This window comes from Inquilinus sp. Marseille-Q2685, from assembly GCF_916619195.1.
Classification (GTDB): domain Bacteria; phylum Pseudomonadota; class Alphaproteobacteria; order DSM-16000; family Inquilinaceae; genus Inquilinus.
In genome coordinates this window covers 1,019,004-1,041,976 of sequence record NZ_CAKAKL010000001.1, presented here as the reverse complement: position 1 = coordinate 1,041,976, position 22,973 = coordinate 1,019,004, and the positions used below count along the sequence as shown (strand labels likewise).

The following is a 22,973-nucleotide window of genomic DNA, read 5'->3' as shown; positions in this document are numbered from 1 at the left end:
CGATCCTGATCCTCCGCCGGCTGCGCCCGAGGGTGAGCCCGTCAATTGGCGGATGGACAACACGGACGGCTACAACAATCGACCGGGATTGAGAATTCCCCTGGGATCCAGCGTCGACTTGATGACACGCATGAATTCGATCTCTTCCGCTGTGCGGCTGAACTGCAAGTACGGCCGCTTCCAGCGCCCGATTCCATGTTCGGCCGAGATCGTTCCGCCGAGCGAGGCCGTGACCGCGTATACCAGTTCCTCCGCCTCGGCATCGAAGCCGGACGGGTGCCCATTCGCGAAGAGGACGATATGGAGGTTGCCATCCCCGAGATGGCCGAAGAAGAGCGTCGTTGCCTCGGGCCATCGTCCCTGCAATGCGGCCCGCAGCGCGTCGGTGGCCTCGCCCAAGCCGGGCGGCCGAAAACCGATATCAAATGAAGCATGGCCTGGCAGGTACTGGTTGAAGTATGCCGTCGCATCGCGAAATTTCCAAAGCCGCTGGCGCTGCGCCTCCGAGTTGGCGACCACTGCCTCGGCGATCAGATGCTGCTCGTGCAGCTCCATGATCAAGGCGTCGAACGCATCCGAGCTGGTTTCGCCAAGCGGACAGTCGCACTCCACGAGCAGGCACAGTTGATGCTGCGAGGCGAGCGGGAACGTGTTTCCGGTCGCACGCGCCGCAAAGGAGCAAAATTCGGGCCACATTCCTTCAAAAGCGACCAGCGTCCCGGGCAAGCCCTGCTCAATACGCTTGAGCACGGCCATCGCTGCGTCCACGCCAGACACTCCGCACAGCGCCGTTCGCGGCCGCCCCGGCGCCGGATGAAGCTTCAGCACGACTCGCGTGATAACGCCGTGGATGCCCTCGCTGCCGATGAAGACGTGCTTCCAGTCGAAGCCGGCATTGTTCTTGGGGATCTTGTTCAGCGAGCGAAGCACGGTGCCGTCGGCCAACACGGCTTCCAGACCCAGCACGTTTTCGCGCGTCATGCCGTATCGCAGCACCTTGGATCCGCCGGCGTTGGTCGCGACATTCCCGCCGATTGTGCACGCGTCACGCGCGCCGATATCGATGCCGCATTGCCAGCCGGCAGATCGCGCGGCTTCCTGGACCGCGCTCAACGGAGTGCCGGCCAGGGCGACGAGCGTCCCGCCGACGGCATCGACGTCCTCGACGCCGGCCAAGCGCCGCAACGAAAGGACGACGTCGTCCGGGTCGGGCCGAGTTCCGCCCGTTAGTCCGGTCCCTCCCCCCTCCACCGTGACGCACTGGCCGTACTCGTGGCACACCGCCAAGGCTCGGCAGACGTCCTCGACGCTGCGGGGCGACACCAGGGCGCGCGGCAAAATGAAGGGCAATCCATTGTAGTCTCGGCCGTGACGGTTCTCGATGCGATCGCCGAACCGCACGACATCAGGGCCGAGCACATTCGCGAGCGCCTGCAAAGCGTCGCGACTCATTTTGCCTCGATGGCTGGCCACGGATGGTTCACCGCTAGGCGGGTTCATGCGCGCTGTCCGCCGCACTGCGCCGCACCTCGATCCGGCGCCGCTTGCCAATGTTGGTACAGGAAAAGGTCGCAGAGCCTTCGCTTGAGCGTGCGATCAGTTCCAGGATCTGGCCTTCCTCGTTGCGGAGGAACCATTGTTCCAGCACGCCATCCGACACCGGCTCTTCCGACATCGGCTTCCAGCCTTGCGCTGTCAGCGTCTCGGCCAAGGACGTGAGCGAGTCCGTGTGAATCGCGACGTGATGGACGGCGTCGCCGCCGCGCGCAGCCCGCCAGCGATCGAGTTGATCTCCCGCAGCGACGGGCGCTGAGATCACCAGCAGGCCGCCGCTTTCGAGCTTGACGGTCGCGAACCGCATGCTGAGGTCGGGCGAGACATGCTCTAAATGTTCGCAAAAGTCGTCGGGCCAGATTCCCGGCCCCTCTAGGATCACGCCACCATGCGAAACGAGATCGGCAACCAGTTCCTCGTAAGCCGCAGCGCTTCCCAGGACAATGGCGACGTGATCCACGCCGAGCACTTCCGTCCCGATACGGACAACGAACGATGCTTCATTCCAACGCCGTGGGTTGAGGTGGTCTATATTGAATCGGAAAAGACCATCTCGAAGAATGACCGCACTCTCCAAGATGTCGCCGAACGTGACCACGAACTGCTGCACCGCCTGAAGATTCGGTGTCGAAATGCGGAGCCATTGCCGGAGGCGCGGATGAGACGATGCATGGACCAGGACGTTGCGCCGCCCGAGCTCTTCCGCGAGCCTTTTTGCGCCATCGCCCAGCCGTGCCAGGATCCAGTTCCCTGTCGGTCGGGCTATCTCGAAATTCTGCCGCGTCAACTCGGACGACAAGAAATCCCGGGCCTGCTGCTGGCGCTCGACGTTGGCCTCGATCAGCCGGACAAAATCCGGCCGCCCGATCAGCCGCTCCGCCGCGGCCAAACTCGGACCCGCCACGGCGAAGGGCGAAACAAATTTGCGCATGCGTTCGACGAGCTCGGGTGCGCCAATCGCAAATCCTACCCGCAAACCCGGAAATCCGATCTTCGAGAAGGAGCCCAGCATGACCGTATTCGGGGTATGCACAGCCCATTCGTGACAAGTCTTTCCCAGGAAAGCGCCGTAACAGTCGTCGAGGCATATCACGAGATCGGGGTGCAAGCGGCGGAGGGTGACGAGAAAATCGTCCGGTATCGTGTAGCCGGTTGGATTTCCCACCGTGCTGAACATCGCCAATCTTGCATCGGAGGCCGCGGCAATGATCTCCGCTTCCGGGAAACTGTCGCCGCGTACCGCTAGTTCAACCTTCAACAGGGGGATCAGGGCGTTTTCTGCATGTTCGGCGTAACGAGAGAAGTCCGGATCCAGCACCAGAACTGGTCCGTTCACCGAGCGCATTACGCTCTCGATTCGCTGATCGCTACCGGCTGTGATCAACAGGTTTTCTGGATCGAGGTTGAACAGATTCGCCAGCCTGTCTCTCAACGGCTCCGTATCGGGATACGTCGACCAGTCTGAACCCAAATCATCCCATGGCTCATTTAGATGAAGCCGGATACTTACCTCACTTTTATTTGCCATTTTTGTCACAATTCGTCTCTGATTTAGCCAAAGATTCCTATCGCATACAATACGGATATTTAATTTCGATTAAGGCACTATGACAAATTTGAAACCGCAGATCGATCGGGGCGCCAAGTTCGGCTCTGGTGCAGGTTTGATGGAGCTCGGCTCTGTCGTGCCGGTGCCGCGGCCCCAGAGGAGGTCGGACGCAGCCGACGCCGCAGCTCGACCTGGCATAGTTACCTCATCAAGGATGCCTATGCCTTTCCTCGGCGGACGCGCCGAGGATACGACGCCGGTCGGCGGAGCGGCGAGATATCGCCGCTCGCGACGCTTGTCCTCAGCCCGCCATCGTGAGCGCCGCCGGCGGGTTTACATTCGCAGAGACGGCCAGGCCTCTGCCAAGGGCCAGCAGCCGGGCCGGCGTGCCGCCGCAGGTGATCTTGTAGACGAAATCGCGCCGCAGGCGGTGATAGCTCGCCCCCGGATCGTCGAAGGTCGCCTTCATCCGCCGCAGTTCCTCCTCGCGATAGGACTCCAGGGGGCGCCGGGCTTCGTCCGCGGCGCGGTTCCCGGCCTTGGCCGCGAGCCGGCGCCGGAACGTCTCGTCGCCCGCGAGGGTCCGGCAATGCCGGGCCAGCACGTCATGATACTGGCGCCAGTCCTCCGGCAGCACCCGGTCGACGAGACGGAGGCGCAGCGCGTCGTCCGCCAGCACCGGCAGGCAAGACGTGGTCAGCGCCTCGGCGCAGGGGAGGCCGACGCGGCGGGGCAGCAGATAGGTCCAGTATTCGGAGCCGTACAGCCCCATGGTCTGGTAGTGCGGGTTGAGGACCACGCCGCTGCGCGCGACCACGACGTCGCAGGCCAGCGGCAGGATCGCCCCGCCGGCGCCGGCATTCGTGCGCAGCGCCGCGACGGTGATCTTGTCCGGGGTCAGGATGATCTCGCGGACCAGGTCGTTCATCGCATTGATGTTGCGCCACGATTCCAGGGCCGGGCTGTCGGCGACCTCGATGCAGTTGAGATGGATGCCGTTGCTCCAGAAATCCTGCCCGCCCATCAGCACGATCACGCGCACGTCGTCCCGGCGCTTGACCGCCCGCAGCGTTTCGGCCAGCCGGTCGCACTGCTCGGTGCTCATCGCGCCGTTGTAGAAGTCGAACTCGATGTGGGCGACGCCGTCGTCGAGCCAAACGCGGATCTCGTCGGCAGGCGATGGATCGAGCGGCGCAAGAGTGTCGGCCAACCCCGGAACGATCGAGCCGAGGGCGAGCATCGCCGGCAGCTTGGCGAAGCGCCGCCCGTCCCTGGTTGCCTGCCGGAGCTGGCGGATCCACACCGCGCCATCCCGCGTCGCGCGGCAGATCGCGCCGTGGCGCTGGCCGAGCAGCTCGCCCGGCGCCCTGTCGTGCCGGACGCCCGGATCGGCGACGGCACCGAAGAGGTGCACCGCCTCGCCGCCGATCTGGTCGAGCACGCCGGGGAAACCATCGGCCGCCTGGATCTTGGTCACGATCTCGGCGGTCGAATCGCGGCTCCAGTCGATGCGCCGCGACGCCTGGCGGATCGGTTCGTGCAGCCGGCCCTGGACCTGCGGCCGGGCATAGTCCAGCGGCCTCGGCCGGAAGTCCGGGTCGAGGCGGTCCTCGAGCGCCTGGCGGATGAGATCGGCCGCGGCGCCGATCACCTCCCGACGATAGAGGCTGCCCTTGCCGGCCGGGCGCATGTCGAACTCACGCGTCCCCCAGATGTCCCCGGCATCCATCTCCCGGTCGGCCTGGAGCAGGGTGACGCCCCAGCGATGCTCGCCGCGGGTCAGCGCCCAGTCGAGCGATGACGGGCCGCGATCCCCCTCGATCCCGGGATGGACGATCAGGCAGGTATAGGACTGCCAGACGCGGTCCGGCACGCGGTGCTTCAGGAACGGGCAGATGATCAGATCGGGGGCGACCGCCTCCGCCCGCCGGACCATCGTGGCCTCATTGTCGGAGAGCTCGATCGAGACGTCGTGGCCGAGCGCTTCCAGTTCGCAGTGAACGCGCTGGACCATGCCGTTATAGGCCGAGGCGAAGAGCAGGATATCCACGGGGCCCTCTTGTCGGTTGCGGCAGCCGATGCGGCGGCGGGGCTCCTGGAGGCGACGTCCCGAGCCGGACCCATCATGTCCCGGACGGGGCGCGGCAGCGCCATGCGCTTGCGTTATGGAGTCAGGCGTCGGGCGTATGCCGTCCGCGCACGAAACCTGCCTGACACGCGGCGTCTTACCGGCGAGTCAGGATTTCGTCGCCTCCAGCCGGAAGATCTCGATCTCCATCCGGCGTCCCGGGACAGCCCGGGCGCCGAGGCTGCGCAGGTCCGACCGGTCGTCCGCGGCCAGGGCCACGGTCTCGCCGCTGGCCAGCACCACGATCTCGTCGGCCGGCGCCACGGCCTTGCCCAGCTGCTCCAGCCGGTTGCCGAGATTCACCGCGTCGCCGACGATGGTGTAGCCCGACCGGCCGCTCATCCCGATGTTGCCGGCCACCACCCGGCCGCTGTGGATGCCGATGCGCAGGCGCAGTGGGGCCAGGCCGCGACCGCGCCGGGCGGCGTTGTCGGCCGCCACCGCCGCGGCGATGGCGCGGGCGGCGCGCAGGGCCCGGTCGGCGTGGTCCGGCTGGTCGTCCGGCGCGCCCCAGAAAGCCATGACGCAGTCGCCGATGAACTTGTCGATGGTGCCGCCCTCGGCCTCGACGCAGCGGCCCAGCAGGTCGAAATGGGCGTTCAGCATGGACGCGACCTCGGCCGCCGGCATCCGCTCGGCCGTGGCGGTGAAGTCGACGATGTCGGTGAACATCACCGTCACCATCCGTTCCGCCGAGGGCACGGCGCCGCCGCTGCGCAGCAGGCGCCGCACCAGCGCCTTCGGCACATAGGTCTCGAGCCAGCGCAGCCCGGTCAGCATGGTGTTGTAGGCGCGGGCCTGCTCGTTCAGCTCCGAGAACAGGCTGCCGGGCAGGGGGCGCAGGGACGCGAAGTCCAGCGAGCCGACGGCGCGCACCTCCCGCGCCATGGCGCCGACCGGGCGGGCGATGGCGCGGCTGACCAGGATCGCGATTCCGATGGCGATCGCCAGCACGGCCAGCCCGGCCAGCCCGGCGCGCAGCAGGTCCGAGTCCGGCTTGTCCAGCACCGCGACCGGTACCTCGACGCCGACGATCAGCGGCGCCGGGGCGTAGCCGTCGATGGTCCGGGTGAGGATGACGCGGCCGTCGTCGCCGAGGCGCACGACGCGGACCTCCAGGTCGCCCTCGACGGCGTCGGGCCGGTCCTCGGTCCACAGCGCGGCGAGGAACCGGTCGCCGACCTCGTCGAGCGAGGGCAGGGGATGCTCGGGCGACAGCGCCGGGCGCTGCGTCGCCATGGCCGGATGCGCCAGCACCCGGTCGCGGCCGTAAAGGATGAAGGGCGTGGTGCCGGGATTGGCCTCGGCGATCGTGCGCAGATGGTCGGACAGAGCGTCGACCGTGATCGTGGCCCGCAGCACCCCGGCGAAGCGGCCCTCGGCCTGGACCGGCCGGCGCAGATTGGCGACCGAGGTGCGCATCGCCTCCGCCGGCACGAAATAGACCGGGCCCCAGATGGCCTCGTCGCTGCCGCGCGCCGCGTCGATCTCGTGCCGCTCATTGTCGGTGCGGATCGTGTCGGTGAAGGCGAAGACGCCGTGCGGGCCCTGGGTGACGCCGCGGATCTTGCCGTCGGGCGCGGTCAGGGACAGGACCCGGACCTGCGGCGTCCCGGCCAGGGCACCGGTCATCAGCCGTTCCAGCGCCACGCCGTCCGCCGGGTCCACCCGCCCGGACGCGATCTCCCGCGCCAGGAAGGCGAGCTGGTCCTCGACCGGGGTGAAGCGGTCGCCGATCCGGGCCTGGACCGAGTCCAGCCCGAGCTGCGCCGTCCGGACCAGCAGGTCGCGCGTCGTGCCGGCGGTCATGCACCAGAACACCGCCAGCACGTCGATCGTGGTCAGCGCCACCAGCCCAGCCATCACCACGGCCAGCGTGCCGGACAGCGGGATGGTGCGGCGCCGGGCGGGCACGGCGCGCCGATCCGTCGTGGTCTCCGCCTCCGTCGCCAATCCGCTGCCTCCCTCCGCTGGCGGCACCTTACACCACGCCGACGGAAATCCCCGCCGGGGTGTTGATTGCAGGATGACCGACGCCCCGACCCATATCGGCACCGCCGGCTGGAGCGTGCCGTCGCGCTATGCCGGGCAGTTCCCGGCCGAAGGCTCGCATCTCGAGCGCTATGCCCGACGGCTGAACGCGGTCGAGATCAACACCTCCTTCTACCGCCCGCATCGGCGGGAGACCTACGAACGCTGGGCTGCCAGCGTGCCTGACGATTTCCGCTTTGCCGTGAAGGTGCCGCGTACCGTCACCCAGGAGCGGCGTCTGAAGGATTGCGGCGACCTGCTCGACCGCTTCGTCGCCGAGGCCGAAGGGTTGGGACGCAAGCTCGGCGTCCTGCTGGTGCAGTTGCCGCCGAGCCTGGTCTTCGAGGCGGAGGTGGCGGAGGGATTCTTCACGGGGCTGCGCCGCCGGACCGATGCGGCGGTCGTCTGCGAGCCGCGCCATGCCGGCTGGTTCGAGCCGGAGGCGGAGGATCTCCTCGAGAGGCTGCGGGTCGCCCGCGTCGCCGCCGACCCGGTCCGGGCCGCCGGGGCAGGGGAGCCGGGGGCTGGGGCGGGCTGGTCTATTACCGGCTGCACGGGTCGCCGCGGATCTACTACTCCGATTACGACGAGGCCGTGCTGGCGGGGATGCGGCGGCGGCTGCAGGCGCATCGGGCGGCGGGCGTGCCGGCCTGGTGCATCTTCGACAACACCGCCGCCTTCGCCGCCCTCGGCAACGCCCTCACCGTCGCGGGGCTGTAGCAGCATCGGCCACAGCCGTCCCGGCCGCCACCTCCTCCGCCTCCACCAGGTAGCGATAGGGGCCGCGGGTGGTGGCGTCGAAGGGCCAGCAGGTGGCCAGCACCAGGTTGCGGCCGGGCGCCCGCGGGTCGATGCCGGAGACGTCCCAGGTGGCCACCCGCGTGCCGGTCACCTTGAAGGTGACGCGGCGCCCGTCGCGGCGGGTGACGGCGATCTCGTCGCCCACTTTGACGTCGCGCAGCACCCGGAAATGGGTGTCGCGGTGGGCGGCGTAGACCGCGGTGCCGGGGTCGCCGGCCTCCGGCGTGTCCTGGACATGGCCGGGGCCGAAGGCCAGGGCCTGGCCGCTGGCGCCGGCCAAGGCGATGGCGCTCTCGCCCAGCCGCGGCAGCTCGATCCGGGCCACCGGCCAGGTGTCGGCCCAAGGCCAGGGCTTGACCGACCGGCCGGTCGCCAGGGTCTCGGCGAAGGCGCGGTCCAGCAGCACCTGCGCCAGCATCGCCTTGGCATGGATCCAGACGCCCTGTCCGGCCAGCACCAGACCGGCCAGGACGAGGAGGAGGGCGACGAAGCGGGATCTCGACCGGCGCTGCCGCGGCAGGTTCTGCCTGCGGGGCAGGCGCTCGCCGGCCAGCGGATGGGACAGCGGCAGGGTCGCGCTCATGCCTCACCTCTCTTCGACCGGCGGCCGAACCCGAAGGCTGCCAACCCGGCCAGCAGCAGCAGGAGACCGGCGATGATCCGCAGTTCGGCGTCGGTCGCGGTCTGCGGCAGCACCACCTCCTCGACCGGCTGCGGCCTGCCCGCGGCGGCCGGGGCGTCGGAGCGGGCGGCGGCGGGCAGCAGCAGGCCGGCCTGGCGGAACTCGGGCTTCGGCCTGGCCTCGCCGAAGACCTTGTCGAAATCCCAGCCGGCGGGGAGGTTCAGCGGGATGTCGTTGCGGCTCAGCGTCGTCCCCTCGGGCCGGCGCGGCGTCCGGTCGACCGCGACCAGGCTGGTCAGCCGCGTCACCAGATGGTGCTGCAGCGCCAGGAACAGGATGCGCTGGTCGGCCTGCTCAGCGCTGATCTGGCCCAGGGTCTGCGCCACCTCGGCATCGGCGATCCTGCGCCGCGCCCACAGCTTGGACAGGCCTTCGCCCTTCGCCGCCTGCGCCACCGGCAGGGTGACGATCCACGGCCGGTCGCCGATCATGCCCTTGACCTCGATCGTGCCGGACAGCGCGGCCAGCTTCGCCGCCAGAACCACCGGCTCGCCGCAATACAGGTCGGGCAGCGTCTCCGGCGTCGCGTCGGCGCCGCCGGCCGAGAAGCGGGCCGACAGGTTGGTGACGACCGGGCTTTCCAGCTTCTCGAACAGGCTGCGCATCCGCTCCTCCACCTGCTCGGGCGCGCCGATCTGGGTGAAGGTGCCGCGGCCCAGCTCGGCGGCGCGGGTCATCAGATAGGTGTTGGGGGCGGAGCCGATGCCGACCATGAACACCCGCGACCGGCCGCGCATGCCGGCGACGGTGTCGAACAGCTGCTGCTCGTTGCCGATGGCACCGTCGGTCAGGAACACCACCTGGCGCAGGCGCGGCGCACCGTCGGCGCCGTGATCCGTCAGGGCCGCCTGCATCGCCGGCACCATCTCGGTGCCGCCCGAGGCTTCCAGCGCGGAGACGAAGGACTTCGCCCGGCCGACATGCCCGGCATCGGCCGGCACCACGTCGGGGAACAGCACGTCGAGCGTATCGTCGAAGCGCACCACGTTGAAGCGGTCGGCGGGGGACAGGCGGCCCAGGGCGTAGAGCAGGCTGGCCTTGGCCTGGTCCATCGAGGCGCCGCCCATCGAGCCGGAATTGTCGATCACGAAGACCACGTCGCGCGGCCGCTTGTCGTCCGCCTGCTGCAGGGCGGGCGGGGTGACGAAGGCCAGGAGGTAGTCGTCGCCGGCGACCCTCTCGCGGAACAGCCCGACCGAGGGGGCGGCGCCTGCCGCCGGGGTCCAGCTCAGCTCGAAGTCGCGATTGGCCGGGACCGGGCCTTTCATCGTGATGACGCGGCTGTCCGGGCCCTGCGCCTCGGTGTCGACCGCATGGTTGGCGCTGACCACCTCGCCCAGCGGGAAGCCGGCCTGCAGCCGCACCTTCAGGGTCACCGGGTTGACCGGGGCATTCTCGCGCGGGTCCAGCACCGGCGGCGTGATGCGGTCGCGGTCCGGCACCGGGTCGGTGGTCTGGCCCCAGCCGCCCTGGCCGGGGGTGAAGTCGACCGACTGCCGCACCGGCGCCGGGTTGTAGCGCGGCGCGACCACCAGCGGCACGCGCAGCGAGAAGCGGTCGCCCGACTGGTGCACGCTCTCCTGGTACTCGATCTGGATCAGCACGGTCTCGCCCGGGCCGACATTGGCGACCGAGGTGGTGAACAGGTTCGGCCGCTCCTGCTCGACCAGCCCGGCGGTCTGGCCGGCCTGCTTCGCCGCTTCATAGGTGCGGCGGGCCTCCTCGCGGGCGGCGATGTCGCCGGTGATGACGCGGTCGCCGACCACCATCTTCAGCGTGTCGACCGCGCCGTCCTCCGGCAGCGGATAGACATAGACCGCCTCGACCCACTGGTCGGTCGGGTTCTGGAACACCTGGGTGACATGGGCCCGCGCCGTCGGCCCGCTGACCGTCAGGTCGACATCGGTGCCCAGCCGCGGCGCCTCGACGTAGCGGCCCTTCTCATTGGCGCGGAACAGCAGCGCGCCGGACTGCATCTCGCCGGGCGTCACCAGCGCCGGCCCGGCCTCGGCCCGGGCGGTGCGGCCGCCGACGGCCAGGGTCAGAACGGCCAGCAGCAGGGAGAGCAGCAGCGGCGCCGCATGCCAGAACCGGGATCGGAGCGCCGGCCGCAGCCCCGCCGGCGTCTCCCTCGTCATGGAATTCATCGAACCCTCCGTGAACCTCGGCCGGCGTCCGTCCGGCCTGGGTTTTTTGTCGGTCCGAGGGGCTTTGTCCGGCCACGGTGATGATCCGGCTTGTTCCGCAGGCGGCGGCCGGGATAGGTCTTGCTGCGCACCGCCCTGTGCGGATCGGTGCGGATCTGTGCGGAGGAGGGCGCCTTGGTCGGGTTGTCGACGCACCCAGCCGAGCACGAGCTGTCGGAGGAGCAGAGCCACGCCGTCGCTGGGCTGGTGCGGGAGGAGCTGGCGCGCCGCCGCATCTCCCGCCAGTTCCTGGCCGACCAGGCGAAGATCAGCCTGTCGACGCTGGAGAAGGCCTTGTCCGGGCGTCGGCCCTTCACCCTGGCGACGCTGATCCGGCTGGAGGAGGCGCTGGGCGTCAGGCTGCGCCACCCGGAGCCGCGGCCGGTCGCCCCCGTCGTCGCCGCGCCGGCGGCCCTGCCGGTCGGGGTCGCCGCGGCCGATCTCGGCTCCTACGCCCGGCCGGCCGTGTCCTGGATCGAGGGCGTCTACCTGACGCTGCGGCCGTCCTTCGGCGACCGCCGGGCGATCTATGCCTATCGCACCGAAATCCACTGGGACGATGCCGGGTCGCGCCTGGCGTTCCGGGAATCCGAGCGGGTCGACGCGGCCTTCACCCAGCACGGCGTCGTGTCGGTGCCGAACCAGTCCGGCCACATCTATCTGGTGACCAACACCCACGGACAGTACCGGATGGCGATCCTCGGCCGACCGACCATCACCGGCGAGATGCACGGCATCCTGACCACGCTGCAGGCCGGCCCCGGATCGCAGTTGACGCCGGTGGCGTCACCGATCGTGCTGGTGCCGATGGCGGCTGCCGGATCGGCGGCGGAGTTCGGCCGCATCGGGCCGGACCAGCCCTGCCATCCCCGCTACCGCGACATCCTGCGGCGGACGGTGGAGGAGCCCTTCGCCCGCTTCCTGCCGGTGACGGCGGAATAGCCATCCGGCGTTTGCCGCCCCGGCCCCGCGTCCTATCATCGCCCGATCGGCGCCCGAGTCTTCACGGGATCCGCGGGCGCGGGGAACACGGAGCCGACATGCGCTTTCACGCCGATCTGCACGTCCATTCCAAGCATTCGCGGGCGACAAGCCGGGATCTCGACCTGGAGCATCTGGCGCATTGGGCGGCGCGGAAGGGCGTCGGCGTGGTCGGCACCGGCGACTGCGTGCACCCGGCCTGGCTGGCCGAGTTGAAGGACAAGCTGGTGCCGGACACGCCGGGCCTGTTCCGGCTGCGCCCGGACCTCGAGGCCGCGGTGATGGCGACGCTGCCGGCGCCGTGCCGGACGCCCGTGCGCTTCATGCTGTCGACCGAGATCTCGACCATCTACAAGAAGGGCGACCGCACCCGGAAGATCCACCACCTGATCTACGGGCCGGATTTCGACACGATCGACCGGCTGCAGGCCAGCCTGGCGCGGATCGGCAACATCGCCTCCGACGGCCGGCCGATCCTCGGCCTCGATTCCCGCGACCTGCTGGAGATCACGCTGGCCTCAGGCCCCGACGCATACTTGGTGCCGGCCCATATCTGGACCCCCTGGTTCGCCGCGCTGGGGTCGCAGTCGGGCTTCGATTCCATCGCCGAATGCTACGGCGACCTGTCGGACCATATCTTCGCAGTCGAGACCGGCCTGTCCTCCGACCCGGCGATGAACTGGCGGATCTCCTTCCTCGACCGCTACCGCCTGACCTCGAACTCCGACGCGCATTCGCCCGGCAAGCTGGGGCGCGAGGCCACGGCCTTCGACTGCGACCCGGACTACCACGCCATCCGCCGGGCGCTGGAGACCGGCGAGGGCTACGTCGGCACCGTCGAGTTCTTCCCGGAGGAGGGCAAGTACCACGCCGACGGCCACCGCAAATGCGATGTCCGGCTGAGCCCGCAGGAGACGCTGGCGCTGGACGGCCGTTGCCCGGTCTGCAGCCAGCCGGTCACGGTCGGCGTGCTGCACCGGATCGAGACGCTGGCCGACCGCAGCGAGGAAGAGGCGGTGCCGCCGCCGACGGCGGGCGAGATCGCCAGCCTGGTGCCGCTGCCGGAGATCCTGTCGGAGCTGCTGGCGACCGGTCCGTCCAGCAAGGCGGTGGAGCGCAGCTACGACCGCTTGGTCGGCACGCTGGGGTCGGAGCTGGCGATCCTCGGGGAGATCCCGGTCGAGGACATCGCCCGTGCCGAATCCGAGCTGCTGGCCGAGGCGGTGACCCGGCTGCGGAAGGGGCAGGTGATCCGCGACGCCGGCTATGACGGCGAATACGGCGTGATCCGCCTGTTCGAGCCGCAGGAGCTGAAGAGCCGCACCGCCGGCGGGCTGCTGTTCGACCTGCCGCAGAGGCGGACGGAGGCGAAGGTCGAGGTGGCGCCATCGGTTTCCAACCTCGACGAACCAACGCGCAACCTCTCCCGCCTGGCGGGAGAGGTCGGGCGTCCGCAGGACGACCGGGTGAGGGCGGGCCCCGGCCTCGACGAAACCCCCTCACCCGGAGCCGCTGGCGCGGCTCCGACCTCTCCCGCAAGCGGGAGAGGCACACAAACGGCCAGCTCCAGTAACCTCCTCGACCGCCTCGACCCCGACCAGCGGGCGGCGGCTGAGCGGGTCGAGGGGCCGCTGCTGATCGTCGCCGGGCCGGGATCGGGCAAGACCCGGACGCTGACCCATCGCATCGCCCATCTGGTCGCCAGCGGCGCTGCGCCCGAATCCTGCCTCGCCATCACCTTCACCCGACGGGCGGCGGCGGAGATGCGCGAACGGCTGGAGGCGCTGCTGCCCGGCGCGGCGGCGCGGATGCCGATCCACACCTTCCACTCGCTCGGCCTCGCTTTGCTGCGCGAGCATGGCGAGGCGGCCGGGCTGCATCGCGATTTCCGGGTGGCGGGGGAGGCGGAGCGCGCGACCCTGCTGCAGGAGGTGCTGGAGGTGTCCCGCACCAAGGCGGAGCGGCTCTTGCGCGCCATCTCCCGCGCCAAGCGCACCGGGACGCCGGCCGATCTCGACCTCGCCGAGGCGCTGGCCCGCTACGACGAGGCGCTGGCGCTGCGCAACTGGATCGATTTCGACGACCTGGTCGGCCGCAGCATCGCGGCGCTGGAGGGCGATCCCGGCCTGGTCGCCCGCATGCGCGACCGGTTCCGCCATGTCTCGGTCGACGAGTTCCAGGACGTCGACGACAGCCAGGTGCGCCTCCTATCGCTGCTGGTGCCGTCCGGCGGCAACCTCTGCGTCATCGGCGACCCGGACCAGGCGATCTACGGCTTCCGCGGCGCCGACGCCTCCTGCTTCGACCGGTTCCACCAGGACCATCCCGGCGCCGCCATGATCCGGCTGCGGCGCAACTACCGCTCCACCGGCACCATCGTCACCGCCGCCTCGCGCTTCATCTGCGCCGGCCGAAACGCCAATGGGGGCCGTGCGGAGCCGGCGGCAGAGATCGTGCGGGCGATGCAGGACCGCATCTCGGTCCACGCCGCCGCCAGCGACAAGGCCGAGGCCGAGTTCGTGGTGGCGGAGATCGAGGCCCTCCTGGGCGGCCACAGCTTCTTCTCGATCGACAGCGGCCGTTCCGATGGCATGGCGCGCGACCAGCTCGGCTTCGGCGACATCGCCGTGCTGTACCGGACCGACGCCCAGGCCGAGGCGGTTGCGGAGGCTCTGGCCCGCGGCGGCATGCCGTTCAAGAAGAGCTCGCTGGCGCCGCTGTCGGAAGACCCGGCGGTGCGCGCCCTGCTGGCGGCGCTGGAGCCGGAGGCGGGGGAGGGGCCGCTGCCGCGGCAGCTGCAGCGGGCGGCCGAAGCGCTGCGCCGCGACGGCGCCGACCCGGCGGCGACCACGGCGGCGCTGCAGCGCCTGTCGCTGATCGCCTCCCGCCAGGCCGAGGCTTCAGGCATCGACGACCGCGCCGGATTCCTGGCCGCGGTGGCCCTGGCGGCCGAGGCGGATTTCTGGGACCCGCGCGCCGACCGGGTCTCCCTCCTGACCCTGCATGCCGCCAAGGGGCTGGAGTTCCCGGTGGTGTTCATCCTCGGCCTGGAGGACGGCGTGCTGCCGCTGCGCTTCGGCGAGGCGGATCCGGCGGCGACGGCGGAGGAGCGGCGGCTGTTCTATGTCGGCATGACCCGGGCGATGGACCGGCTGTTCCTGTGCCGGGCGCGCGAGCGGCGCTGGCGCGGCGGCACGGTGCGGCTGGAAGCGTCGCCCTTCCTCGGCGAGATCGAGGCCGAGCTCCTGGCCCATCGCCGCCCGGACCCGGCGCCGCGCCGCCCGGCCGAGCGGCAGCTGAGCCTGTTCTAGCCACGAGAAGACCGCAATCCGGCGCGGTCCGGCGCAAATGCGGCCATGATTGCCTGCTGTGATGGCGTCATTCGTGCCGTCCCCGGCAGCCGCTTATTTGAGAAGGTCCATTCGCCGTGCGCACCTCTCCCCGTCAGATGCAGGGACTCGCGCTCTATGCCCTGGGCGTCGGCGCCTTTGCGACGATGGACGCCTTCGCCAAGTATCTCAGCGGCAGCTACCCGGTCGCCGAGATCATCCTGATCCGGGCCCTGTTCGGGTACATCCCGATCCTGGTCCAGTACCGCATGGGCGCCGAGAGGGGGATGCAGGCGGTGCGGTCGCGCAGGCCGCTGCTGCAGCTGCTGCGGGGCGGCTGCGTCCTGGCCGCCGGCGCCACCTTCTTCCTCAGCCTGTCCGGCCTGTCGCTGGCCGATGCGACCGCGATCTCCCTGGCCGCGCCGGTGTTCATGGCGCTGTTCGGCATCACCGTGCTGCGCGAGCCCGCGGGGCGGGAGACCATTGTCGCGATCGCCGTCGCCCTGGCCGGCGGCCTCCTGATCGTGCGGCCGACCGACGGGATCAACCTCTATGCCCTGATCGCCGTGGCGTCGGCGCTGTTCTACGCCCTGGGCGTGGTGGCGACGCGCCGGGCCGGGCAGGCGGACCCGCCGATCGTGACCGCGATCTGGGGCAACACCGTCATGGTGGCGGCCTCCGCGGCCATGATCCTGCATTCGGGATGGGTCTGGCCGACGGCCGAGGACTGGCTGCCCTTCATCGGCGTCGGGCTCGCCGGCGGCCTGGCCAACCTGCTCTATATCGGCGGGCTGCGGCTGAGCGGCGTCTCCGACGTCGCGGCGATCGACTATTCGATCTTCGCCTGGGCGGCGGCCTTCAGCGTCTTCGTCTTCCACGAGGAGATCCCGGCCGCCAGCCTGATCGGGGCGGGGCTGATCGTCTGCGGCGGGGTGTACAGCGCCGTGGCGAAATGGCTACGGTCACGCGACGAGCCGGCGGACGCGCCGCTGGCCCTGGGGATGGGGCCGACCTCCTGACGGTCTGCCGCCTCGCTTGCGTCCGCCGGCCGCTGTAGAGACGCCCATCGAGGTCTGAGTGCGGGCGACCGAAATGCCCGTTTGACTATCGACGACCTCAAATCACCCTTGTTCGAAACGAGCCCTCGTCAGGCCCGATGGGCGTACCATCCGGGTGGATAGCCTGGTCAGCATAGCCGGCCCGCGTGAATCGATCGTGAAATCGTTTCGCGATGGCGTTCGTCAGCGAAAGGATGTTGCGGATGACCTATGAGCTCTACTACTGGCCCGAGATCCAGGGGCGCGGCGAGTTCGTCCGGCTGGCGCTGGAGCAGGCCGGCGCCGACTATGTCGACGTCGCCCGCGAGGAGGATGACGACCGGCCCGGGCTGATGCATTTCCTGCAGGACAGGTCGGTGGCCGAGCCGCCCTTCGCGCCGCCCTATCTCAAGGCCGGCGACCTGCTGATCGGCCAGACCGCCAACATTCTGCTGTTCCTCGGCGACCGGCACGGGCTGGCACCGGCGGAGGAGGCGGGGCGGCTGTGGACGCACCAGCTGCAGCTGACCATCGCCGATTTCCTGGTCGAGGTGCACGACACCCACCACCCGATCGGCAGCGGCCTGTACTACGAGGACCAGAAGGCGGAGGCGAAGCGCCGGACCGAGGATTTCCTGGCCCATCGCCTGCCGAAGTTCCTCGGCTATTTCGAAAGGGTGCTAGCCCGCAACCCCGCCGGCGACACGCATATGGTCGGGGGCCAGGTCACCACCGCCGACCTGTCAATGTTCCAGATGATCGCCGGGCTGCGCTACGCCTTCCCGAAGGCGATGGCACGGGCCGAGCCGAAACATCCGCGCCTCGCCACGCTGCACGACCGCGTGGCGGCGCTGCCGCGCATCAGGGCCTATCTCGCCTCGCCGCGGCGCATCCCGTTCAACCGGATGGGCATCTTCCGCCACTATCCCGAGCTCGATCCCTGACCTATATTGTCAGACAATAGTTCGGCGAGGGAGGAGTGGATGATCATCGTCACCGGCGGCAGCGGCCAGGCGGGGCGCGCCTGCCTGAAGGACCTGATCGCGCATGGCTACGACGTCTGCTCGGTGGACCTGGCTCCGCCGGCGGACCCGTCGGTCCGGCACAGCCGGGTCGACCTGACCGATTTCGGCCAGACCATCGCCGCCTTCTCGGCGATCGACGACCGGGTGTCGCAGGTCACCGGCATCGTCCATCTGGCGGCCATCCGCGCCCCCGGGCTGGCGCCGAACCACGTTATCTTCGAGACCAACACGGTCAGCACCTACAACGTGTTCGAGGCGGCGCGGCAGCTGAAGATCCGCAACATCGTCTGGGCCTCGAGCGAGACCGTGCTGGGCCTGCCCTTCGAAAATCCTCCGCCCTATGTGCCGGTGGACGAGGAGTACCCCGGCCGGCCGGAGACCGCCTATTCCCTGTCCAAGCTGATGGGCGAGGAGATGGCCAAGCAGTTCTGCCGCTGGGATCCCGCGGCCAAGATCATCGGCCTGCGCCTGTCCAACGTCATGGACCCGGAGCGCTACGCCGAGTTCCCGGGCTTCGACGACGATCCGCGCAAGCGGAACTGGAACCTGTGGGCCTATATCGACGCGCGCGACGCAGCTCAGGCGATCCGGCTGGCGCTGGAATCCGGGCTGACCGGGGCCGAGGTCTTCGTCATCGCCAATGCCGACACGGTGATGAGCACGCCGAACGACGCGCTGCTCGATGCCGTCTATCCCGGCGTGCCGCGCAAGCGCGCCTTCGGCCCGAACGAGACCCTGCTGTCGATCGAGAAGGCCCGCCGGGTGCTCGGCTACGAGCCCCGCTACAGCTGGCGTGATCCGCGCCCGGCTTAGAGACGAGCTCAGTTCGCGGGGACGAACCCGTCCTCGGTCAAGGTCATGGCAGCGAGATCCAGGTTCATCCCGCGCGCACCCTGCGACACCGCTGCAGCGAGCTGGCGGCCGAGCTCGGGACTGCTCTTGCTCTGCTCCATTGCCGCCGCGATCAGCGCCGCCTGGATCAGCAGGCTTTCGGCCATCTCCTGCTTGGCGGCGTCGCTCGCTCCGCGCAACGCGCCGGTGGACGCCATCACGCCGGCCACCTGGTTCCTGACCGCCGTCGCCATGCGGCGGCTGACGTCGTCGTCGACGCCGCGGCTGGCCTGCCAGGCATTGATCCAGTAGACGGCATAGGCATCGGCGACATCGTCGATCCGCAGCCCGGCCTCGGCCAGCGGGGCCCGCATGGCCTCGACCACGTCGGTGGAGGCGAACAGCCTTTCGAGATCCGCGGCGCCCTTCGGATCGTTCTGCCGGCTTTTGGCTACGAACTGCGCCAGGTTGGCGGCACGACGCCGGGGCGACGGGGTGTAGCGGAAGGCCGTGGCGGAGGGGGCGGGGGCCGGCTGCGCGCTCTGCCGACTCCCGTCTTGCTGCTCCCTCAGGCTGCGCAGGTGAAGGCCGAGCGTATCGGTGCCGGTGATCGCAGGCAGGGTCGTCGACCAGAACATGTCCTGCGCCTGACCCGCCGCCGGCCAGATCGCGGCCATCCAGATGAAGGCGCACAGTAGGATCCGCTGCATCATTCCCCCCCGATCAGACGAACACTGCCCGCGCAGGCCGGCTCATCCACGGTTCGGGCAGAGCCGCCCCTGCTCACCTGCATCCACCTGTACCATCATTCCATGGCGGTTGTGAGGCTGGCTCCGGCACGCCGGTCGGCTTGCCCCCGTCTATGTTGCGGTGCACAATACCTACGTCGTGAAGGCGATCATCGCGGCCGCGGAGGAAACCAGCCTTCGCGCGGATCGGTTGTCGATCCAGGACCAATGTGCCGGAGGAAGCCCCGGGGTGGTGCGCAACCCAGGGAGCGGAAGCATCATGGACATGTTCACGACCCTCATCCTCGTCTGCGCCACGGCGATGCCGCAGCGCGACTGCAACCGGGACACCGCGGTCGATGTCGTCGCCGGTCCGGCGGCGCCGTCGCCGCTCGGCTGCGGCTTCACCGGCCAAGCGATGCTGGCCGGCACCGCGCTGGGGCCTGAGCTGGGCGAGGGCCGCTATCTCAAGGTCGTCTGCGACCGGCGGCAGGAGAAGGGCTGACGCCGCTACCGCACCTCGGCGGCGAAGGCGGAGGACGGGACCGCGAAGTTCAGGGCCAGCCGGTCGATCGAGCCAGCGACGGCGATGCCCACCACCTGCCAGTCGCCGTCCCGCAGCTCGAGCAGCGGGCTGCCGCTGGTGCCGCGGGTGCCGTTGCAGTCGTGGATCAGCACCGGCCCCTTGGTCGTGCGGTCGGTGCCCAGCACCATGCAGGCGGTGTCGGCGGTGATGATCTGCGCCTTGTCCTGGCTGTAGCCGCCCAGAACGACCGCCGTGCCCGGCTGCGGCATCGCATCCGCGACCAGGAGCGGCGGCGCCTGTGGCGGCGCATCGGCGGCGAGCACCAGGATCGCCCAATCCGCCGCATAGTCCTCGCGCGGCCGCTGCGGGTCATAGGCGTCGGCACGGATCACCCGGGTGACCAGGGCGTGCTCGAGGAACTCCCCGCGCTCGTAGCCGAACAGCACATGCAGCGACGAGGCCGGCAGGAAGCGCTGGGTCCGCGGGTTGAACAGGCAGTGCGCCGCGGTCAGCACGCGGCGGGGGCCGATCAGGGCCCCGGTGCAGCGGCCGCCGATCCCGGTCTGCACCTTGGTCAGGCTGCGCCAGGGGGCGGCGGTGCCGTCCACCGGCACGCGCCGATCGTCGGGACCGAGCCCCGGCAGCAGCGGGGCGGCGGCCGAAGCGGCCAGGGCGGAGAGAGCGAGAAGCGCGCCCGCGAGCAGAGCTGATGTGAGCCGCATCCCCGTTCCGCCTCTCCCGCGACCGGTCCCGGCCGGCCTGCCGAAGCGGAGTATCCGCCACAGCACCGGCCCGGGCCAAGCTGCGCGTACCGCCGCCGGGGAGCAGGACAAAAAAGCCCCACCCTGCCGGAGCAGGGCGGGGCTGTGCCCGAGGGGACTCAGAGCACGAAGTCGCTGGCGGTCAGGGTGTGGTCGGACAGGACGACGATGGCGATGTCGGCGACCTTGTCGCCGTTGGTGTCGCCATAGACCGCCTGGTAGCCGTGGGGGATGGCCACCACCCGCAGCTCTCCGGCCACACCGGTGAAGTTGCCGGTGCCGAAGGTGAAGGCCCCGCCCGAGCCGTTGGCGTCGATCGCGGACAGGTCGATCCGGTCGCCGGTCGAGAAGTCCTCGATCGTGTCGCGGCCTGCCGCGGCGAGGGTGCTGTCGCCGACCGCGGTGTAGACGAAGCTGTCGTTGCCGGCGCCGCCCTTCAGCGTGTCGGCCCCGGCGCCACCCGTCAGCACGTCGTCGCCGCCATTGCCCCAGAGCCGGTTCCTGCCGGTGTCGCCGGTCAGCGTGTCGACGAAGTTCGAGCCGTAGAGCTGCTCGATATTGTCCAGTGTGTCGCCGGTGGCGTCGCCGCCTGAGGCGGTGTCCGCCGTCAGGTTGACGGTCACGCCCGAGGCGCTGTCGATGTAGTAGGCGGTGTCGATGCCGGCGCCGCCGTCGATCGCGTCGGCCCCGGCGCCGCCGTTGACGATGTCGTTGCCGTCCTTGCCGTTGATCGTGTCGGTGCCGGCGCCGCCGGCGCGCGCGTCGGCCCCGGCATCGCCGTTGATGGTGTCGTCGCCGGCGCCGCCGTCGACCGAGTCGGCGTTGGCCCCGCCATTGGCGATGTCGTTGCCGGCGCCGCCGACGAGGCGGTCGTTGCCGTCGCCGCCGTCGAGGTTGTCGTTGCCGTCCTCGCCGGAGAGCGCGTCGTCGCCGCCATTGCCGACGAGCGTGTCGTTGCCGATCTCGCCGCCGAGGATGTTGCGCGCGTTGTCGCCGGTCAGGGTGTCGTCGAAGCTCGACCCGTACAGGTTCTCGATATTGGTCAGCACGTCGCCGGCCGCGTCGCCGCCGCTGGTGGCGCCGGTCAGCAGGTTGACCGAGACCGCGGCCGCCGAGCCCTGGTAGTTGGCGAAGTCCGAGCCGGCCCCGCCGTCGATGGCGTCGCCGCCGCCGCCGCCGCGGAGCGTGTCGTTGCCGTCGAGGCCGAGGATGGTGTTGGCCGACGCGTTGCCGTAGAGGTGGTCGACGAAGTCGGTGCCCGTCAGGTTGCTGATGCCGTTCAGCGTGTCGCCTTCGGCGTCGCCGCCGCTGGCGGTGCCGTTCTGCAGATCGACATCGACGCCGGCGCCGGAGCCGGAGTAGTCGGCCGTGTCGACGCCGCCGCCGCCGGTGAGGGTGTCGGCCCCGGCGCCGCCGACGAGCGTGTCGTTGCCCGCCGATCCGGTGAGGTTGTCGTTCCCGGCCGTCCCGATCACGCGCTCGATGCCGGTCAGGGTGTCGCCCTGGGCGTCGCCGCCGCTGCCGGTGCCGGTGGTCAGGTTCACGGTCACGGGCGTGGCGGAGCCGGAATAATCCGCGGTGTCGTTGGTGCCGGCCCCGCCCTGCAGCGAATCGGCACCGCCGCCGCCGACCAGCAGGTCGTCCCCGACGCCGCCGAGGAGGATGTCGTTGCCGCCCTGGCCGTCGAGAGTGTCGTCGCCGGCCTGGCCGTTCAGCGTGTTCGCCGCGGCGCTGCCGCTGAGATTGTCGCCTCCGGTGTTGGAGCCGATCAAGTTGACGATGCCGACCAGGTAGTCGCCCTGGGCGTCGCCGCCGAAGCCCTGCGAGGCGCCGGTGAGCTGGATGTTGATGCCCAGGATCGGCAGGGTCAGGCTGACCAGCACCGACAGGTCGACCGTCACGCCGTCGACCGAGGTGGTGTAGTCCGCCGCATCGATGCCCGAGAGGGTGATGACGCCGGCGGCGTTGAGCAGACCGCCGATGATCACGTCGGCCCCCGCGCCGCCGCGGATCACGTCGTCGCCGGACCAGCCGATGGCGACGTCGTCGCCGCCGAGCGCGTTGACGAAGTCGTTCCCGATCGCCTGGACGGGTCCGATGACGAGGTTCGGTATGATCTCGGCGTTGTTAGAGCCGTCAAAAGTGGCCATGAAATTCCTCCCCCTATATGAAAATGGGCCCGATATGAAGAGGGCGTCACAGTTGGGCATTTCTTCTCAGGATGTTCAACAAAAATGCGCTTGTGGTGGTTGTTGATCAGTCGTCCGATCGTCGGACATTAACCGGTCGTGTGATCTTGAAATTTAAGTAAAACTTTGTGTGATCGATATCATCATGCGCATACGACATTGATATGTACGATGTATGGCAGAGGTGATGGTAGGAATTGAGCCATGCTCGGCATGGCTTGTTCTTCGATGTCAATTCAGACGGGGTGAATTGAACGAGGATCAGTTCATGCCGATGGCTCGCCGGGATCGGCATCGGACATGATCTGCCTGGGAACACGGTCGCCGTCATGCGCGTTTTCCGATCACCGACGTCGACCGGATGCGGTGTCCCGCATCCCGAACCAGGAGAGATCGCCATGGATCGCGATTTCACGCGCCAGGTGGCGCGGGCCAAGGACGCGGCGCGGGCGACCAGCCGGGCGCGGCAGGCCTTCCGCCACGACGACCCGGCAGCTCCGTCCGGCATCACCGGCGCGGCCTATGTCGCGGAGAAGCGGCGCGCGCTCCGCACCGCGGTGGCCGAGGCGGCGGCCTTCGATCAGATGGTGGATCCGGTCGTCCGCGACCTCGCCGCCCGGCGCCGTTAGGTCAGG

At 69.6% G+C, this 22,973-nt stretch carries 17 protein-coding genes and 1 pseudogene; 9 read left to right on the top strand and 9 right to left on the bottom strand.

Annotated elements, in window-relative coordinates:
- Positions 1–69 precede the first annotated feature (69 nt).
- The 4 genes from LG391_RS04825 to LG391_RS04810 form a co-directional block, all read right to left on the bottom strand.
- Positions 70–1,452: an FAD-binding oxidoreductase gene (locus LG391_RS04825; protein ID WP_225766848.1), complete on the bottom strand. Its 1,383-nt coding sequence runs from the start codon at positions 1,450–1,452 to the stop codon at positions 70–72.
- 34 nt (positions 1,453–1,486) lie between these two features.
- Positions 1,487–3,025, bottom strand: a complete 1,539-nt coding sequence (locus LG391_RS04820; RefSeq protein ID WP_225766847.1) for an aminotransferase class I/II-fold pyridoxal phosphate-dependent enzyme — start codon at positions 3,023–3,025, stop codon at positions 1,487–1,489.
- A gap of 379 nt (positions 3,026–3,404) precedes the next feature.
- The gene (locus LG391_RS04815) at positions 3,405–5,153 is read right to left on the bottom strand and encodes an enoyl-CoA hydratase-related protein (protein ID WP_225766846.1); all 1,749 of its coding nucleotides are present in this window, start codon (positions 5,151–5,153) and stop codon (positions 3,405–3,407) included.
- 186 nt (positions 5,154–5,339) lie between these two features.
- Entirely contained in the window at positions 5,340–7,184 is a 1,845-nt protein-coding gene (locus tag LG391_RS04810; RefSeq protein WP_225766845.1) for an adenylate/guanylate cyclase domain-containing protein, read from the bottom strand.
- Between LG391_RS04810 and LG391_RS34935 the strand changes: the two are divergent.
- Together LG391_RS34935 and LG391_RS34930 are read left to right on the top strand one after the other, a co-directional pair.
- Positions 7,123–7,704, top strand: a pseudogene (locus LG391_RS34935) (DUF72 domain-containing protein); the annotation flags it as partial. The gene LG391_RS04810 and the pseudogene LG391_RS34935 sit on opposite strands and share 62 nt — an antisense overlap.
- A complete protein-coding gene (locus LG391_RS34930) occupies positions 7,626–7,982 on the top strand; it encodes a DUF72 domain-containing protein (RefSeq protein ID WP_308013035.1) in 357 nt (118 codons plus the stop codon). The pseudogene LG391_RS34935 and the gene LG391_RS34930, both read left to right, overlap by 79 nt.
- Here the strand turns inward: LG391_RS34930 and LG391_RS04800 are convergent.
- On the bottom strand, positions 7,963–8,646 hold the full coding sequence (locus LG391_RS04800; RefSeq protein ID WP_225766844.1) for a class GN sortase: 684 nt from the start codon (positions 8,644–8,646) through the stop codon (positions 7,963–7,965). The genes LG391_RS34930 and LG391_RS04800 overlap by 20 nt on opposite strands.
- Complete coding sequence (locus LG391_RS04795) at positions 8,643–10,892, bottom strand: marine proteobacterial sortase target protein (protein WP_225766843.1); 2,250 nt, start codon at positions 10,890–10,892, stop codon at positions 8,643–8,645. Before LG391_RS04795 ends, LG391_RS04800 begins: the two co-directional genes overlap by 4 nt.
- A gap of 120 nt (positions 10,893–11,012) precedes the next feature.
- Between LG391_RS04795 and LG391_RS04790 the strand changes: the two genes are divergently transcribed.
- The 5 genes from LG391_RS04790 to LG391_RS04770 all read left to right on the top strand — a co-directional run bounded on the left by LG391_RS04790 (position 11,013) and on the right by LG391_RS04770 (position 18,116).
- Positions 11,013–11,873, top strand: a complete 861-nt coding sequence (locus LG391_RS04790) for a helix-turn-helix transcriptional regulator (protein WP_225766842.1) — start codon at positions 11,013–11,015, stop codon at positions 11,871–11,873.
- 98 nt (positions 11,874–11,971) lie between these two features.
- On the top strand, positions 11,972–15,223 hold the full coding sequence (locus LG391_RS04785) for a UvrD-helicase domain-containing protein (RefSeq protein ID WP_225766841.1): 3,252 nt from the start codon (positions 11,972–11,974) through the stop codon (positions 15,221–15,223).
- 116 nt (positions 15,224–15,339) lie between these two features.
- Complete coding sequence (locus LG391_RS04780; protein WP_225766840.1) at positions 15,340–16,260, top strand: DMT family transporter; 921 nt, start codon at positions 15,340–15,342, stop codon at positions 16,258–16,260.
- Positions 16,261–16,502: 242 nt separating this feature from the next.
- Positions 16,503–17,222 carry a glutathione S-transferase gene (locus LG391_RS04775; protein ID WP_225766839.1) on the top strand — a complete coding sequence of 240 codons (720 nt, stop codon included), beginning with the start codon at positions 16,503–16,505 and terminating at the stop codon, positions 17,220–17,222.
- Between the two features lie 39 nt (positions 17,223–17,261).
- Positions 17,262–18,116 carry an NAD(P)-dependent oxidoreductase gene (locus LG391_RS04770; protein WP_225766838.1) on the top strand — a complete coding sequence of 285 codons (855 nt, stop codon included), beginning with the start codon at positions 17,262–17,264 and terminating at the stop codon, positions 18,114–18,116.
- An 8-nt stretch (positions 18,117–18,124) separates the two neighbouring features.
- Here the strand turns inward: LG391_RS04770 and LG391_RS04765 are convergent, their stop codons facing one another.
- A complete protein-coding gene (locus tag LG391_RS04765) occupies positions 18,125–18,847 on the bottom strand; it encodes a DUF6683 family protein (RefSeq protein WP_225766837.1) in 723 nt (240 codons plus the stop codon).
- 295 nt (positions 18,848–19,142) lie between these two features.
- Here LG391_RS04765 and LG391_RS04760 point away from each other — a divergent pair, with 295 nt between their 5' ends.
- The gene (locus LG391_RS04760) at positions 19,143–19,367 is read left to right on the top strand and encodes a hypothetical protein (protein WP_225766836.1); all 225 of its coding nucleotides are present in this window, start codon (positions 19,143–19,145) and stop codon (positions 19,365–19,367) included.
- A 5-nt stretch (positions 19,368–19,372) separates the two neighbouring features.
- Here the strand turns inward: LG391_RS04760 and LG391_RS04755 are convergent, their stop codons facing one another.
- Both LG391_RS04755 and LG391_RS04750 read right to left on the bottom strand, forming a co-directional pair.
- The gene (locus tag LG391_RS04755) at positions 19,373–20,110 is read right to left on the bottom strand and encodes a serine protease (RefSeq protein WP_225766835.1); all 738 of its coding nucleotides are present in this window, start codon (positions 20,108–20,110) and stop codon (positions 19,373–19,375) included.
- Positions 20,111–20,268: 158 nt separating this feature from the next.
- Positions 20,269–22,299 (bottom strand): calcium-binding protein, encoded by a 2,031-nt coding sequence (locus tag LG391_RS04750; protein WP_225766834.1) that lies wholly within the window; start codon positions 22,297–22,299, stop codon positions 20,269–20,271.
- Positions 22,300–22,736: 437 nt separating this feature from the next.
- Here LG391_RS04750 and LG391_RS04745 point away from each other — a divergent pair, with 437 nt between their 5' ends.
- The gene (locus LG391_RS04745; protein ID WP_225766833.1) at positions 22,737–22,967 is read left to right on the top strand and encodes a hypothetical protein; all 231 of its coding nucleotides are present in this window, start codon (positions 22,737–22,739) and stop codon (positions 22,965–22,967) included.
- Positions 22,968–22,973 lie beyond the last annotated feature (6 nt).